Genomic DNA, 18,852 nt, shown 5'->3' with positions numbered 1-18,852 from the left:
GCGCTGATGACCGAGGCCGCGCCGGCCCAGGGCAGCGCCGCACGCACCTGGACCAGCCTGCAGGCCACGGCCGGCAGCGCCGGCATGGTGGGTACGGGCGATCTCACGCTCACGGCCTCGGACGTGGCCGTCGCCATCAACAAGGCCGGCACCCCGGGCGTCGCCGTGGTCGACTACGCGGCAGGCGCGACCCAGCTGGCGGTGGTCACCGGCAGCGGCACCGACCTGCAGCTGAGCATGGACGGCGCCGACGGCGCGCTGCTGCAGGCCAGCGCCCACCTGGTGGTGGACCTGTACGGCTTCGTGCAGGTCGAGGGCGACTTCGCCATCGAGACCCACACGGCCGAGGTGCGCCTGCAGGACCTGGCCTCCACGCCCGACGTGGACGAGGGCGCCCAGCCCGTGGCCGTGGACCTGCTGGCCATCGGCGCCCACAACGTGCATGCCTTCGCCGGCGTCAACGGCGGCACCAGCGACGCGCTGGGCATCGAACTCGACGGCGTGGACCTGGCCATCGCCCTGATGACCAGCCAGGCCGACCCGGCCCGCCGCTGGACCGCCGTGCAGGCCAGTGCCGATCAGGCGGCCTTCGTCGGCATCGACGCCATCACCCTGGCGGCGACCGATGTGGGCATCGCCATCAACCGCGCCTCGGGGACCGGCCAGCCGGTGGTGGACTTCGCCCACATGGCCGAGCCGCTCACGGTGAACCTGGGCGGCGGCGAATCGCTGGCCTTCGACCTGGACGGCCAGAGCGGCAGCACCACGGCCGTGAACATCGGCCGCGCCACGCTCGCCATCTCCGACTACATCTACATCAGCGGCGGCTTCCACCTGGAACAACTGGCCACCACGCATGTGGACGTGGTCACGGGCCTGGCCGCCAACGGCGCCGGCCTGTCGCCCGCGCTGCGTGCCGGCCTGGCCAAGGTGCAGGGCCTGTCGGCCGACGACCGGCTGATCGACGACCTGGAAGTCTCGGCGCTGCTGCTCAGCGGCACCGACCTGGAGATCTTCGCGGGCCTGGGCCCCTACTTCATCGACAGCAACGGCAACGGCATCCGCGATGCCGGCGAGGCGCAGAACCCCGACGCCTTCGGCGTCAAGCTCGACGGCATCGATGTCGGGCTGGTGATGTTCGACTCCACCCTGGCGGCCGACCCGGACTCGGTCATCCCCGACCTGTATGCGCTCAAGGTGAGCTGGGGCCAGGGCATCGACATCGACCTGGGCGGCATCTTCAAGTTCCAGACTCAGGGCCTGACCATCGACGTCAACCAGGGCGGCCAGTGGGCCGGCCAGCCCGCAGGCAGCGTGGCGCCCTATGTCGACTTCGCCAGCAGCTTCGAGGGCGGCCTGAAGGTGCCCACGGCCACCGGCACGCCCATCGTGCTGGACTACGACCGCGCCACCATCGCCGTCAGCCTGGCCCATGCGCTGCTGAACATCGGCGACTTCTTCCAGATCGAAGGCAGCTTCGCCTTCGAGCGCACCACCACGCAGGTGGACGTGGCCACGGGCCTGTCGGCCGCCGACAGCTTCGGCGCCCTGGGCACCGACCTGGCGCGCTTCAAGGCGGCCGGGCTGCTGTCGGCCGACAACAGCCGCTTCACGCACCTGGCGGTGGACAGCATCACCATCGGCGCCGCCGATGTGCGCATCACCATCGGCGACCCGGACGACCCGTTCTTCACGCTCGACCACATCGACGTGGCCTTCGCCACCTTCCGTGCCAGCAAGAGCGTGGACGCCAACGGCGTGATCCCGCTCATGTACGCCATGAAGGCGTCGTGGGCCAATCCGCTGGACGTGGACTGGGGCTTCATGCAGCTGCAGGTGCAGGACCTGCAGGTGCAGCTCAACCAGGGCTCCAGCTGGCGCGGCCTCACGGTCTCGCCCACCGTGGACTTCGTCTCCAGCTTCGGCACGCAGGGCATGCGCGTGGCCACCGGCGGCGACGACGTGTACCTGGACTTCCGGCAGGCCTACTTCGGCGTCGAGGTCGGCCATGCGCTGATCGCCATCGGCGACTTCTTCCACATCGAGGGCGGCTTCTCGCTCGGCAAGGGCAAGGGCGTGGCGGTGGACATCGTCACCGGCTTCGGCGCCTACGACCCGACGGCCGCCGCGGCCGTGGGCACCCTCGCCACCCCGGGCCACTACGACCGGATCGAGAACTACGCCATGAACATGGTCACGATCGGCCTGTCCGACGTGAAGCTGTTCGTGGGCGCCGGCCCCTACTTCGTGGACGAGGACGGCGACGGCGTCATCGACGCCACCCGCGACCCCGACGCCGTGGGCCTGGTGGTGGACAACCTCGACCTGGGCATGGCGATCTTCACGGACCCCAAGCACAAGGTCGGCCGCCTGTGGTCGCTGGAGGCCAGCGTCGACCAGATCGCCTTCGTGGGCCTGGACTTCCTCACCCTCAGCGCCGAAGGCGCCGAGGTGCGCGCCAACCAGGGCACCGCCTGGTCGGGTACGCAGATCCGGCCCTTCGTCGACTACCTCTCCAGCTTCGGCAGCGACGGGCTGGAGGTGCGCACCGGCGGCACGCCGGTGGCGCTGAAGTTCAGCACCAGCTACATCGGCGTGGACGTGGCGCGTGCCACCCTCACGCTGGAGAACTTCATCCACATCCAGGGCGGCTTCAGCTTCGAGCAGGGCCGCCGCGAGCGCTTCTCGGTCGACACCGGCGCCACCGCGGGCAACCTGCCGCTGTCGGCCGCGCTGCTGGCCGCGGGCGCCGCGGGGGCGCAGGTGTCCGAGGACCTCGGCCGGATCGACGGCGTCGAGTTCCAGCTGATGACCATCGGACTCAGCGACGTCGATGTCTTCATCGGCTACGGCAATCCCGACTTCGACAGCACCGTGCCCCTGCGCGAGCAGAGCGACCTGTTCGGCCTGGCCCTGTCCAACGTCGACCTGGCCCTGGCCATCCTCACGCCCACCGGCGCGCTGGCCAAGCTGCTGCCCAAGTTCACGGCCCTGAACGGTTCGGCCGACGAGTTCGTCGTCGCCGGCGGTGAGGGCCTGTTCGAGTTGTCCAGTGGCCGCATCGAGGTGCAGATGAACTGGAGCGACGGCTGGAAGGCCGATCCGAAGGTGCATGCCTCCATCGACTTCTCCGAGGCCACCGGCCGGCCGCTGCAGGTGCGCGCGGGCGACCAGCTGCTGACCATCGACTTCGCGGCCGGTGCCTTCATCCAGGCGCAGGTGCAGGGCGCGCTGCTGGCGGTCTCGGAGTTCGTCTACTTCCGCGGCGATTTCGCCTTCCGCATGGGCTCGGCCACCGACCTCACGGTCAAGACGGTGCTGGGCGCCACCACCGTCAAGGCCAATGCCATCGAGTTCGGCGCGAACAACGTGCAGGCCTTCGTGGGCATCAACGGCCCCTACCGGCAGGACAGCAACGGCGACGGCGTGGTCGACAGCCTGGACCCGGTCAACGACGAGGCCATCGGCCTGGTGATCGACGACTTCGACCTGGGCATGACGGTGCTGACCACCCAGTTCGACGCCCTCAACCCGCTGGTGCCCGCCAACACCAAGTTCGTCGGCCTGAAGGGCCATGGCGAGCAGATCGGCTTCGTCGGCTTCGGCAGCGACTTCATCCAGTTCAACCTGCAGGACATCGAGGTGGCGGTCAACGCCAGCAGCCGGCAGGACCTGGTGGCCGACTTCACCAACGGCGGCACCCGCGAAGGCCTGGCCATCGCCACCGGCGGCGAGCCCGTGGTGCTGGACTTCAGCAATGCGCTCATCGAGGCCACGGTGGCGCACGCCACGGCCTCCGTCGCCGGTATCCTGTCGCTGCAGGGGGGCTTCACCTTCCAGAAGCGGACCGTGGAGGACGTGGAGTTCCACCTGCCCGGCGGCAAGCTGACCACCTCGGCCGAGGCGCTGGTGGTGGCGGGCAAGGACATCTACGCCTTCGCCGGCATCAACGGCCCCTACCGCCGCGACACCAACGGCGACGGCGTCATCGACGAGCAGGACCCGCCCAACGACGACGCCATCGGGCTGGCCATCGACGACCTGGACTTCGCGCTGGCCATGATGACGCCCACGCTGGCGCAGGGCGTGCCGCTGCCCGGCAAGTTCTTCGGCCTGTCGGCCACCGCCGGCATGGCCGGCATCGTCGGCACCGATCCCTTCCTCACGCTCAACGCCACGGACCTGCTGCTGTCCTTCAACGGCGCCTTCCTGGGCTCCGCACCGGTGCCCGGCGCCTATGTGGACTTCAGCGCCATCGACGGCGGCCAGGGCCTGCAGATCCCCATCGGCACCCAGGGCGAGCACCTCACGCTCGACTTCGACAGCAACTCGCTGGGCATCGGCATGCAGGCGCACCTGGGCCTGTTCGACCTGATCAATATCGACGGCGGCTTCCACTTCGAGTTCGAGCTGCCCGACACCAGCCACCTGTTCCCGTCGATCAAGCTCTCGGGGCTGGGCGACCTGCTGCCCAAGTTCTCGCCCGACCTGGACTTCCTCAAGGGCGCGCTCGACTTCGTGCGCAACATCGACCTGTCCATCGGCTTCGATCCGAACCTGGGTCTGACGCTCTTCGGCTCGCTGTCGCTGCCCGACCTGTCGCTGGACCTGGGCGACTTCGTGCACCTGCGCGGCGACTTCCAGCTCAACATCGGCGAGACCTTCACCGGCACCCTCTACACCGGCCTGCCCTCCGAGGTGTCGCTCATCGAGACACTGCTGGGCGACCAGGCGCAGTCCATCCTGGGCGCGCTGAAGGCGCTGGGCGGCGTGGCGGACGACTATTCGACCATCCAGGACGTCAGCTTCAAGGGCCTGAGCTTCGGCGCGAGCAACGTCTATGCCTTCGTCGGCCTGGGCAACCCGGACTACGAGGAGGTGCCGGGCGGCAACGGCAAGCTGGAGATCGCCAACGGTGACGATCTCTTCGGCTTCAGCATGGAAGGCCTGGACGTGGGCCTGACCATGTTCAAGGCCCAGCTGCCGAGCGTGTTCAAGGCGCAGGACTTCTTCTCGCTCTATGCGCATGCCGACAGCGCCCGCACCTACGGCATGGGCGACGTGCTCAAGGTGCGCGCCGAAGACCTCACCATCGAGCTCAACCGCGGCGGCGAGATGTTCGGCGGCCTGCTGCACGGCACGGCCGACTTCGTGGACAGCTTCCCGGCCGACGACCAGGCGGGCCGGCCCGCCGGCTTCGAGGTGCGCACCGGCGGCACGCCGGTCTACATGCAGCAGCGCGGCACGCAGCTCATGGGCCTGGACATCGGCTATGCCGAGATCCAGGTGTCGCAGTTCCTGAGCCTCAGCGGCTCGCTGGCCTTCCGCAAGGGCGAGCGCATCGTCGGCGCCCAGGTCGACCTGGGCGGGCTGCAGACGCTGGTCAACCAGGCCACCGGCAACACCGGCACGCACCTGGCCATGGACATGGAGACGCTCACCCTGGGCGGCTACAACCTGCAGGGCTTTGCTGGCGTGGGTGGCCCCTACCGCTACGACAGTGCCACCGACGACAACGACCGCATCGACAACGACGACCCCATCAACGACGGCGCGGTCGGCGTGGCCATCGGCAACGTGGACTTCGGCCTGGTGATCGCCAAGCCCGCGCTGCTCACCAGCATCCCGGGGCTGGAGGCCGCCTCCCCGTACTTCCTGACGCTCAAGGCCGACGTCGGTTATGCCGGCCTGGTCGGCGTGGACCCGGACATCCTGGCCGTGCAGGCGCAGGACGTGTCGGTCAACATCAACACCTTCGTCCTCACCAACGACCCGACGGGCAACCTCAACCCGCTGCTGCAGCTCTTCGGGCCGCCCTCCATCGACTGGGCCGCGACCTACGACAAGTCGCCCGAGGACAAGAACAACAACGGCGTGCTGGACGCCGGCGAGGACCTCGACGGCAACGGCAAGCTCGCCACCCGCGGCTATGCGCTGCCGGCCGGCGGCGACCATGCGGTCATCATCGACTTCGACCAGGAGATCATCCAGGCCGCCATCGGCTATGCGCAGATCAACGTGGCCGGCTTCCTGCAGCTGTCGGCCTCGATGGCGCTGACCAAGAAGGGCTCCGAGACCGTCACCCTCAACAACGGGCAGCAGACGCAGGTGACGAGCCTGGCCATCGGCATCAACGACGCCTATGGCTTCATCGGCGTGGGCGGCTACTGGCGCGACAGCAACGGCGACGGCCGCATCGACGAGAACGACACGCCCAATGACAGCGCCGTGGGCCTGGCCGTCGAGAACCTGGACCTGGGCCTCGTGGTGGCCAAGGAGCTGGTGATCGGCCTGAACTCGGTGGACGTGGGCGTGTACCTCGCGGGCCGCGCCAGCGTCGAGTCCATCGAACTGGTGGGCGTGCCCGGGGCCGAGATCAACGCCGAGGGCATGGTCATCGAGATCAACACCGGCGTGCGCGCCTCGGTGGGCCTCGGCCATGTGGTGCGCGACGCGGCCTCGGGTGCCGTGTCCTTCGATCCGGACCTGAGCCTGTCCTTCAGCTTCACCACCATCGACTTCAGCAAGTCGACCTGGCTGGACTCGAACGGTGCCTCGCACCAGGGCTACGGCATTCCCACGGGCAATGCCGACGAGCCGGTGGTGCTCATGTACAACGAGCAGCTGCTGCGCGTGTTCGGCGAGGCGCAGCTCAAGCTCTTCGGCCTGGTCAGCATGACCGGCGTGCTGGACTTCCGCTTCAGCGAGAGCGAAGGCCTGACGGCCTTTGCCGACGTCACCGTCTCCATCGGGCCCGAGGGCCTGAACCTCAGCCGCCACGGCACCGGCCTGGTGGTGGTGCGCGGCGGCAGCGATCCGGGCGTGGCCCTGCGCCTTTCGCTGGACGCCGACCTGGCCATCGGCTCGGTGGTGCAGATCCATGCCGACCTGGACCTGTCGCTCAACACCTTCGGCCGCGACGTGGTCTACGTGGTGCCCGAGCAGTTCCGCGACAAGGTGGACTTCGACACCTTCACCATCGGCGCCGCGCCTCCGGGCAAGCCCGACTGGGTGGGCGTGTACGCGGCCGTGGTGGGCCACGGCACGCTGGACCTGCTGGACGGCGCGCTCACCCTCCAGGGCGACTTCAGCGTCATCGTCGCCGAGATCGACGGCGCGGTGCGCGCCGAGCTGGGTGCCACCGCCACGCTGGACCTGCCGCTGCTGGAGCCGCTGTCGGTCACCGGCACGCTGGGCATCGTGGTCGATGGCGGCAACACCGGCATCTACGGCGCCTTCGAGGTGGGCGGCAGCGGTGCCGACTCCATCATCATCGACGGCGGCGGCGTGTTCACTGTCTCCGGCCGCTTCCTGCTGCAGATCAACACCACCGCCGCCAAGCAGGAGGTGCGCACGCTGGCGGTCGACGCCGCCGGCAAGCCGCTGGGCACCGTGTGGCTGGATCCGCAGATGCTGCGCATCTCGGGTTCGGGCGCCGTGGCCGTGGGCCCGGTGGAGATGACCGGCGCCATCGACCTGCTGATCGACAAGCGCGGCGTGCAGGCCGCGCTGGACGTGGCGCTGGAGCTGGGCGGCTTCGGCCGCGTGGCCTTGGGCGGCTCGGCCGCCTTCCTGATGGACGGCGATGCGCCCGTCTTCGCGCTCAACATCCACACCCACGTCAACATGGGCGTGGACATCATCGGCATCAGCGCCGATGCGGACATCCGCATCAACACCGGCCACAGCGACTACACCGACCTGCACGGCAACGTGATCAAGGCCAACACGCTGTTCGACATGCAGATGCAGGGCGAGCTCAGCCTCTTCCTCTTCGATGTCGACTTCAAGGGTGGCATCAGCGTGATCGACAACGTGTTCAAGCTGTCCTTCGACGGCAGCCTGAACTTCTTCAACGCGCTGACCATCGACGTGGGTGGCTACGTGGATTCGGAGGGCAACTTCGAGATCCGCGGCAAGGCCGAGATCGACATCTGGCTGGGCCCGCTGCACCTCAACGCCGGCGCCTCGCTCGTGCTGTCGAGCCAGCCGCGCTTCGCGGCGGCGGTGTGGGGCTCGCTGGACTTCGAGATCGACCTGGGCCTGTTCTCCATCGACATCACGCTGGCGGGCTTCCGCGGCGAGATCGACATCAACGCCGCCAGCGCCTACCTGGCCGCGCGGGTGACGGTGATGGGCATCACCGTCTCGGGCAGTTTCAAGTGGTCGTGGGCCGATCCGCCGCAGATCGCCCACCAGGTGGGCGACACGCTCTACCTGAACATGGGCGACACCTCGGGCCGCTACGGCGACACCATCTACGACGACATCACCAACGAGTCCTACTCGATCGAGCAGGAGCGCGGCAGCGACACCGTGGTGGTGCATTCGCTGGGCGAGACGGCCAGCTTCACCGGCGTCAACCGCATCGTGGGCGTGGGCGGCAAGGGCAACGACTCGGTCTACGTCGGCAAGTACGTCACTGCGGCGCTGGACTTCGACGGCGGCGAGGGCAACGACAGCTTCGTCATCCTCGGCGGTGCGGCGGGCAGCGTGATCCGCGGCGGCGCGGGCGACGACGAATTCCTCAGCGGCGAAGTCAGCGGCCTGCGCTTCGAGGGCGGCGCCGGCAAGGACCGTTTCACCGGCGGCGATGCGGCCGACATCGTGGACATGGGCGAGGGCGTCAACACCATCTCGAGCGGCGGCGGCAACGACGTCATCTACGTCGGCGCCGGCGTCAACACCGTGGACGCCGGCAGCGGCGACGACCTCATCTACGTGAGCGGCGCGGGCACGCTCAACCTCAAGGGTGGCGGGGACACCGACCGCCTGGTGATCTCGCCCTTCTCCAGCACCGGCACGCTGCTGCTGGGCGACCACAGCCTGAAGGTGGCCATCGACGGCGCCGACCGCGTCATCAACTTCGACGACGCCCTGGAGCGCCTGGAACTCAGCGACACCAGCACCGGCCGCACCGTGCTGAAGATGACCGACGGCGCCAGCTGGGGCCACACCTCGCTGCACCTGGAGACGGCCGGCATCCTCGACGTGCGCCAGACCGCGCTCTACAAGGCGCCGGACGCCCTGCTGAGCATCAGCGCCGCCGGCATCGACGGCACGCTCGCCACGCAGGTGTCGCAGCTGAACGTGGTCAACCGCGGCACGGCCGGCGCGGCCTATGCCGACATCGTGGTGCGCGAGGCCGACAGCCTGAGCGTGGTGACCGACGGCTACGCAGCCGGCGGCCTGACCACGCCCGCCGGCCGCATCGACCTGCAACTGGGCAGCCACGAGGCGCTGCTGTCGCTGGACGGCGGCCAGATCTCCGCCGGCACCGGCGGCGGCGCCATCGCCATCGTGGCCGACGACGTGGACTTCGCCTCGGGCGACGACCGCGTCAGCGGCACCGGCAGCTTCAGCCTGCGCAGCTTCTCGGCCGACCAGGGCTACCGCGTGGGCGGCGCGGCCCAGGGCACCTATGGCGGCGACTACTCGCTGGGCAACGAGACGGGCTTCATGGAACTCGGCATGCGCGACCTGGCCGCGCTGCGCGACGGCTTCTCGTCCATCGCCATCGGCCACGCCGCGACCGGCGTGCGCATGTACGTGGGCGACGTCGAGGACGCCGTGGTGGGCACGCAGTTCTACTCGGCCCTGCTGCGCGACGACGCCACGCTCATCGCCGACCGCATCACCGTGCAGGGCGACGTGCAGTCCACCGAACGCCTGACCTTCGCCGGGCGGCTGATGGAGATCCAGCGCCAGAACGTGCGCGCGCCCATGGGCGTGCCCGACGCGGGCATCCATGCCCGCGAGACCGTGCTGCGCCTGACCGAGCAGCTGGTCGTGAGCGGCTGGCTGCGCGCCGACGACCTGCTGGACGTGCAGGTCGTGGGCAGCACCGGTACCGATGCGCTGGTGAGCTACGGCGCCGAGGCCAACAGCATCACCGCCGACAAGGGCGCCGCCATCGAGACGATGAAGGCGGGCAGCCATCTGTTCCTGGGCGGCTCGGGCTCGGTGGTGATCGCCGCTGGCGTGCAGGCCCATGGCGACGACGTGCAGCTGCAGATCGCCGCCGGTGCCTCGCTGCGCGTGCTCGAAGGTGCGACGGTGTCGGCCGAGGGCGCACGCTCCGTCATCGCGCTGAGCGCCACCGGCGCGCTCGGCCTGCTCTCGGGCAGCGCGGTGCTCTCGGGCGCGCGCTTCGGCGCCGACGGCCTCACGCCGGAGCTCACCGGCGCGGATGCCAGCGTGTCGATCCAGACGGCCGGCGAGCTGATGCTCGCGGGCTCGCTCACCGCGGCCGGCGCGCTGCACATCGATGCCGGCGCCGTCAGCGATGCGCATGCCGACTACTTCGACACCTTGCCAGGCCGCACGCTGGCCACGCTCAGCGACGTGCAGAAGTTCGCCGCCATCATTGAGGCGCTGAACCGCGGCGACATCCACGTCGACCTGCGCCAGCTCTTCGGCGGCGCCGACACGCCGCTGGCCGCGCTGGCCTCGGCCACGGCCCTGGCCAACTACACGCCCTTCGCCGAGCTGCCCGACGACGCCAAGGCGGCGCTGGTCGCCTCGCTGGGCTACACCACCTACGAGGACGGCGGCTACTGGAACGCGCAGACGCACAGCTTCCGCACCGCGCTGACCGAAGGCGAGCTGGTGGCCTACCGCAACGCCGACATCGACTGGGGCAGCGCCGGTGCACCGGCCACGGACGCCGGCTTCGACCAGCTCACGCTGGCGCAGAAGAAGGCCGTGGCCGCCTCGCTGGGCTATGCCACCTACGACGGGCTGGTGTTCACCCATACCGCACCGGACGGCAGCCTCACCGTGGCCACCGGCTTCACGCAGGGCGTGGCGCACGACTACGACAACGGCCACATCGACTGGGCCGCCGCGGGCGTGCCCGCGCCGGCGGCCGGCACGGCCTTCGACCAGCTCTCGGGCGCGCAGAAGCTGGCGGTGGCCCAGGCCCTGGGCTACACCTTCGACTACTACGCCATGCCCGGCGACCTGTGGAACGGCACGGGCCTGGACGCCACGCCGATCTCGCCGCTGCCCGCGGTGGACGCCGGCTGGAGCGAGCTCACCGCGCTGCAGCGCCAGATCGTGGTGGACTACCTGGAGCACGGCAGCGGCGAGAAGAACTTCTTCAACTACAGCGCCGCACCCGGCAAGAAGGTGCTGACCACCTTCAGCGAAGGCCCTGCCACCGACTACAGCAACGCCAGCATCTACTGGGGCAGCGCGGGCCAGCCCGCGGCCGACGCGGGCTTCGACCAGCTCACCGATGCGCAGAAGAAGGTGGTGGCCCGTGCACTGGGCTACGAGGTGCTCGATGGCCTGCACTTCATCAAGGCCGACGCCGACCGCACCGTGCGCATCGTCGACGGCTTCGCGCAGGGCCAGGCCGCCGACTACAACCTGGACGCCATCGACTGGGGCGGTGCCGCTGCCCCGGCCGCCGGCGCGACCTTCGAGGACCTCGACCCCTCGCAGCGTGCCGTGGTGCTGGACGCCCTGGGCTATGCGCAGGTGGACCGCGAGGTGTTCCACAACGCCGCCACCGGCCGCACCGTGGGCCTGCTGGTCGAAGGCGAGGGCCGCGACTACCGCAATGCCGACATCGTGTGGACGGGGGCCGACGGGCATGCACTCACCGTGCCGGCGCCCGGCACCACCTTCGACCGCCTGAGCCTGGAGCAGCAGGACGCGGTGCTGCGCCAGCTGGGCTATGCCCGCTGGGACGGCGCCGGCTACTACAACGCCAATGCATCGGCCGATGCGCAGTACCGCCTGAGCTTCGAGGCCGGGGTGGACTACCACGCCGAGACCCTGCACTGGAGCGACGTGGCGCGCCCCGCCGACGGCACGGCCTTCGCCCAGCTGTCGGGCGACCAGCTCTTCCGCATCGTCGACCAGAGCGGCTTCAAGTCCTACGCCGGCACCGTCTACTACAACGCCTCGGCCGCCGAGGGCAAGCAGGTCATGACCGGCTTCACCGAGGGCGTGGACTACCGCAACGACACCAGCGGCGCGGCCGGCACCGACCGCTGGGTGGTGCGCGACGGCAGCCACACCTACGTGGTCCAGGCCTACGACGCCAACAACGACGGCGTGGTCGACGAGATCCGCGTGCTGGAGCCGCATCCGCTGCTGGGCCAGCGCGGTTTCGGCTTCCTGCTGACGGGCACCGTCACCACGCTGCAGGACGATGCGGACTTCGTGGTCTCCACGGCCGACGACGTGATCGTGCGCGGCAACATCAACCTGCTGGGCCAGGGTTCGGACCTGGTGCTGCAGTCCGACCGCTGGGTCTACTGGGAAGGCCAGGCCCGCGTCAACGGCAGCATCACGCTGGTGGGCGGCATGTCGCTGGACGGCACCGACCTGCACGGCGCCAACGCCGACGGCACCAGCGTCTACGTCAACGCCTCCTCGGTGCTCAACACCACGGCGGCGGGCAGCAGCATCACCGTCATCGGCAGCCGCGACGTCGAACTGCATGGCGCGCTGGTGGCCGGCGGCATCATCGGCAGCAGCGGCATCCAGTGGAGCGGAGCGGACTCGTCCATCCGTGTGCAGGCCGGCGAACAGGTGCTGGTGGACACGGCCCTGCAGGCCACGCGCGCGGTGCAGATCCAGACCACCGGCCTGACCGGCGCGGACGACGACGGCTGGGGCGTGGTCATCGGCAGCGCGGCCGGCCTCAATGCGGCGGGCATCACCAGCGACGGCTCGGGCGGGCTGGTCTCGGTGGATGCTTATGGCGGCATCACCATCGGCGGCAGCATCCTGTCGGGCGGCACGCTGCAGCAGAGCGGCGCGCCGGCCACCGGCGGCGAACGCACGGAGACCATCGACTGGTCGACCGAGGCCTCGCGCGTGGTGCTGCGCTCGGCAGGCCAGCTCTACCTGGGCGCCCAGACCACCGGCGCCTCGGGCGCCACCGTGGAGGTGGGCGCCACCATCCGCGCCAGCGAAAGCGTGGAACTGGCCGGCGGCTACAGCAGCGACGGCATCGGCGTGCGCATGCCCGGCAGCGCGCGCGTGGCGGTGCACGACGCGGACGGCCGCATCGTGGTGAGCGCCTCGCAGGACGCTCAGCTCGACGGCCTGCTGGTGGCCGGTGGCGAGGTGGTGGACCACTTCGACCCGGCCGGCATGACGCTGGGCAGCACCGTCCACACCTTCGGCGGCGACTCCACCATCAGCATCACGGCGGGCCAGCAGGTGCGCCTGGGCCGCGACCTGATGGCCGGCAAGGCCATCGAGGTGCGCGGCGGCATCGGCGCCGGCACGCCCAGCAGCGCCAATCCCTGGGCCGACCAGGGCGTGGTGCTCGGCGGCAACGTGCACCTGAAGACCTGGTCCGAGGACAGCGCGATCACCCTGTCGGCCGCGGGCGACGTGTCGGTGCTCACGCCGGCCTGGACGCAGGAGCTGACGGCGGCGGGCTTTGCCGAGTACGCCGACGGCCACCTGAGCCGCGACGCGAGCCTGGTGCTCACCGTCAAGGACGGCAGCTACCTGCGCAGTGCCACCCTCACCGTGCCGGCCTCGGCCACCGCGGGCAACGCCGGGCTGGCCTCGCTGGTGCAGGACCTGCAGGCGGCCATCGATGCCGCGCCCGAACTGTCGGGCTACGGCCTGACGGTGCGCCTGACCGACGGGCGGCTGATGATCACCGGCGACTACGCCTTCACGCTGGCCGATGCCGGCGGCGGCGCCGGCCTGCTCGGCTTCACGCAGGCCGTGTCGGCCCCGGCCGATTCCGACCGCGGCTGGGCGCTGGACGCCAGCGCCCGCGGCTCGGTGGTCAACCTGGGCCGCGCCAACGCGCCGGGCGGCGAGATCACGATCGCCGGCGCGATCCGCGCCTACGGCGCCATCAACCTCTATGCCGGCACCAACGCCCTGGGCAACCAGACGGTGGAGCTCACCGAGACCGGCCTGCTGGAGACCCTCTCGGGCGGCATGCACCTGGCCCCGGCCGGCAACGCCATCATCCGCGGCGACCTGGTGGCGCGCGGCGCCAACGCCGACATCGTCATCGAGGCGCGCAACACCCTGGAGCTGCGCGGCGACCTGACGGCCCAGCGCGACATCATCGTCAGCGCCGGCAGCCAGGTGCGGGCCGGCGAGCTGAGCCTGGTCACCACCAACTCGGCCCACTTCAACACGCTGGACGCCAACGGCCGGATCCTCTTCAGCGGCGTCAACGACGTCTCCATCAACAGCGCGCTGGGCCGCGACAGCGGCGGCACGGGCCTGGTGCAGATCGTCTCCAGCCAGGGCACGCTGACGCTGCAGCACGAGGCCGGCTGGATCGAGACCGGCGGGCAGATCGTGCTGTCGGGCCGCAACGTGGATCTGGCCGGCACCGTGCGCAGCACGGCGGCCACGCCGGCCACCTACGACTACGAGGTCGACATCGCGGCCGCGCAGGGTGTGCAGCTGCATGCCGACATGCAGCTGGCCGGTTCGCTGCGCGTGGTGGCGGGCGGCAACGTGGCGCTGTACGGCTCGCCCATCACGGCAGGGGCCGCGGGCCAGGGCGTGCTGGTGCAGGCGGCGGGAGACATCGCCGTCGGCTCGGTCGGCGCCGCCAGCGGCGGCGCGGTGATCACGGCCGACCGGCTGCTCGAACTGCGCGCCGGCGGCAGCATCCGCTCGGCCGCCGATGGCCAGCTGGTGACGCTGGCCGCGGCCAGCGTGCTGCGCCTGGATGCGGGCGCACGCATCGAACTGGCAGGCGATGCCTATGCCGGCGGCCGCCAGCTGGACGGCGCCGGTGCCCAGATGCAGCTGCGCGCGGCGCTGGACATGGTGGTCGCGGCGCACCTCTCCGCCAGCGGCAGCCTGCAGGTCCTGGCGGGCACCGACACGGCCGGCAACGGCCTCACGGTGAGCTCGGCCGGCCGGCTGGGCGTGGGCGATGCCGACGCCCAGATCGTGGTCTCGGCCGATGGCGACCTCATCCTGCGCGGCGACGTGGTGGCCGAGGGCGAAGGCGCGGACATCACCCTGAGCTCGCGCTCGCAGGTGGTGGTCTCGGCGCTGGTGCGCGGGGACGACCAGGTGCGCGTCGAAGGCGGCACCGATGCCGCCACGCGCATCGGCGTGCTCATCGACACCCTGGTGCTCGACGCCGACGGCAAGCAGATCTCCGGCGGCGTGCTCGACACCGGCGAGGGCGGCACGGTCACCGTGCGCGCGGCCGACGGCATCACCATCTCGCACGTGATCGGCGAGCGCGTGGACGGCAGCAGCCCCACCCGCGCCCATGTGAAGGACGTGGTGATCGCCTCCACCTCCGGCGACGTCAACGTGATGCGCAACATCGAGGTGCAGGAGGGCGTGGCCATCACCGGCGCCAGCATCAACATGACGGCCGGCAGCCATGTCTTCGCCTTCGGCGAGGACTCGTCCATCTACATGCAGGCGCGCACGCGCCTGGTGCTGTCCAGCGCCTCCGCGGCGGGCAGCGACTCGCCCATCGTCAAGGCCGGCTCGCTGGTGCACCTGGCGGCGCCCACGGTGGTCATCAACGGCAACGTGCAGGTCGACCAGGACGCCGAGCATGGCCTGCTGCTGGTCAACGCGGGCACTTCGCTCACGCTGGGCGGCTTCCTGGGCTCGCGCCACGACGTGCACCTCAACGCGGGCGTGGACCTGGGCTGGAGCCGCGAGCGGCTGGAATCCGACATCGCGCGCGCGCAGCTGGCGGGCGGCAACATCCTGGTGCTGGAGCAGGGCAAGGTCAATGCCGAGGGCACGCTGGTCGTGCAGGCCGGCGGCGACGTGGTGCTCAAGTCCGCGCAGCAGCTCGCAGCCGTGCAGGCCGTGCAGGTCACCAGCTACACCACCACCGAACAGACGGTGGATGTGGTCACCGGCTACCAGCAGGTGGCCGACGGCACCATCCAGGTGCCCGAGGTGAGCTGGCAGACGACGCAGGTCACCGAGCAGGTGGGCACCGAGCTGGTCAAGGTGGGCAGCAGCTATCACACGATGGACGTGACGCTGTCGCAGACCGGCTACTACAACCCCTCCGCCGCGGCCGACCAGCAGTTCCGCGAGTTCTTCATCGAGGGCGTGGACTACTTCAACACGGCCGAGGAGAAGGCGCTGAGCACGCTGCCCAACAAGGCGGCCATCCCGGTGGTCGACTGGACGCGCGCCGGCGACGAGCAGAACCCCGGCCGCTCGGTCGCCGCCCCCAGCGGCGACTACAAGAGCTCGGACTACAAGAGCTTCTCGCAGCTTACCGATGCGCAGCGCTGGGCCGTGCTCAACACGCTCGGCTACATGCCGCTGTACGACTTCGGCTACGACAACGCCGTCACGCACCAGACGCTCAACGGCAACACCACCGAGTCGGCCTGGACGCCCGACTGGAAGGACGGCACGCTGCAGGTCTTCTATGTCAATGTGGCCGGCTGGCGCGACAAGTACGTGCTGATGCCCGTGGGCGCGCAGGAGGACGTGCTGCGCGTGGTCAGCCAGGGCAGTGCGCTCTACCTCGATGGCGACACCAGCGCCGACGGCAGCAACACCGGTGGCAACTGGGTGCAGGCCGGTGCCACCCACAGCGGCGAGCTGGTGGGCAGCTACATCGACAGCAGCAAGGTCTTCTACACGCAGGTCAGCTCCAGCTTCACGGGAACGGCCAGCAACTTCGACTGGTCGAACCAGTCGCTGGACTTCGACCACGACATCGGCCGCTGGAAGGTCAGCTACATGGACGGCACCGGCACCCGCCAGTACCTGGACATGGCCGACGACCACGACGCGACGATCAGCTACGCGCCGAAGTGGTCGTGGTTCGACAGCGAGGGCGCCAAGGTGCGCGCCAACAACGCCGCCTTCGGCATCAGCGCCATCCTGGCGAACGAGGACTACCGCGCCACCCTGGCCTCGGGCACGGCCTCGCTGGTGCTGCAGTCGTCGGCCTTCGACAGCACGCGGCAGGTCGGCGTGGCGCCGGGCATCCAGGCGGGCTATGCGGGCCCGGTCTTCTACTGGTGGGCCAACTACGTGGGCTATGCGCTGGAGGTCAAGAGCGACACCAGCAACCTCGTGGGCAACTACAACGGCTCGCGTGGCGGCGACGACTGGAACGACGACATCCAGGCGGTGCGGTTCAGCTCGGCCACCTATGCGGTGCAGGTCTTCCAGCACAAGAACTACGGCGGCTGGGAAGAGAAGCTCACGGGCAGCAAGCCGGACTTCGGCGGCCACAACGACGAGATCACGGCCATCAAGGTCTGGGGCTACCGCTACGAGAACTTCTGGAACTACACCTACCAGTGGACGGCCAAGACCGAGAACGTCTACGACCAGCGCGTGCAGCTCAAGTACCAGCTGGCCACGGTGGCGCAGGACATCGATGACTACCGGCCGGTCTACCAGACCACCACCAAGGAGGTGATGGTCACCACGCTGAAGGACGTGACCGTCTGGAAGTCGGTGCCGATCATCCAGAAGGTCACGCAGCTCGTCTCCGAGGCGCACACCGAGACGGTGGGCAGCAGCTACGGCGACTTCGGCGATGCCGCCGCACTGGGCGCGAAGAACATCGTCATCGACGCCGGCGCCTCGGTGCGCCTGTCGGGCGTCGTCAGCGCCAGCGACCGGCTGGACGTGAGCGCGCGCACGCTGGTGCAGGTGCAGGGTGTGGCCGACGCGCAGGGCCGGGACGTGCAGTCCACGCTGCAGGCCCACAGCCTGAGCCTGACCGCCGGCACCAGCCTGGAGGTGGCGGACAACGCCACCCTGCTGGGCATCGGCAGCGGCGCCACCGTGACGCTGCTGGCCGCGCAGGACCTGACGCTGGGCGGCGCCACCCATGCCGGCGCCGCCGCCGGCGACAGCCTGGCGAGCGTGACGGTGGATGCGGGCCGCGACCTCTTCCTCAGCGGCGCCGTGACCGCCGGCAGCATCGACCTGGAGGCCGGCTCGGCCGCCGCCGCAACGGCGCGCGACGGCGGCATCGAGGCCGACGCACAGACGGTGCTCAAGGCCACGGAGGGCGGACTGTCGCTCACCGCGGGCCGCTTCGGCGGCGACATCGTGCTCGACCATGCGACGCTGGAGGCCAGCGCCACGCAGGGCGTGCTGCACCTGCAGGCGCAGGCCGGCTTCATCGAACAGCGCCGCGACCTCGTGCAGCTGCCGAACACCACGGGCGACGAGAACAAGGTCTGGGTGGCCGTGGGCACCATCGCCGCCCGCCGCCTGGAGGCCTCGGCCGAGACCGGCCTGACCCTGGGCACCCGCGTGTCCGAGGCGCAGCTGGCGCTCACCGGCGTGGGCAACATCGACCTCGTCAACGCCGGCCCGCTGACGCTGGACGCCCAGACCGCCGACGGCGGCATCACCGTGAGCAACACCGGCCTGCTCAAGGCCATCCGCGTGCTCACGCTCGGCACGAGCGACCGCAACGACATCAGCCTCTCCACCCTCAGTGCCGCCGGCCTGACAGGCGACCTGGTGCTGGGCGACGTGCGCAACGACGCACGCGGCGACGTCACGCTCAGCGCCCAGGGCCAGGTCTGGCACGACGACGACACCCGCGTGGTGGCCGACGAGCTGGTGCTGACGAGCACCGGCGCGGTGGACATCGCCACCAACGTCAACAGCCTGCGCCTGGCGGTGCAGGACACCGCCAGCGCCACCGTGGCGCAGGGCGAGCGCCGCCTGACGGTGCAGGACGTGGAGATCGCCGATGGCAGCTTCACCCTCACCGGCGAAGGCGTGGTCGAACTGGTCGAGGTGGTGCTGCGCACCAACAAGGCCGGCAACGACGTCAAGGTGGATGCGCTGCAGGACCTGCTGGTGCGCCATGTCTCGGCGGGCGTCCATGCCGCCACCGCGGCCGACCTGCCGGTGGTGGACGGC

General features: G+C 70.2%; 1 protein-coding gene (running past both ends of the window). It reads left to right on the top strand.

The whole window is internal to an LEPR-XLL domain-containing protein gene (locus ACT54X_RS13200) on the top strand: the coding sequence, 47,013 nt in all, runs 9,840 nt past the left edge and 18,321 nt past the right edge, and what appears here is coding positions 9,841–28,692, spanning codon 3,281 (complete) through codon 9,564 (complete); the first codon wholly inside the window starts at position 1. Both codon boundaries (start and stop) fall beyond the window edges.

The organism is Pseudacidovorax sp. DMC4 (genome assembly GCF_056314265.1).
This window is presented reverse-complemented; position numbering and strand designations above follow the sequence as displayed.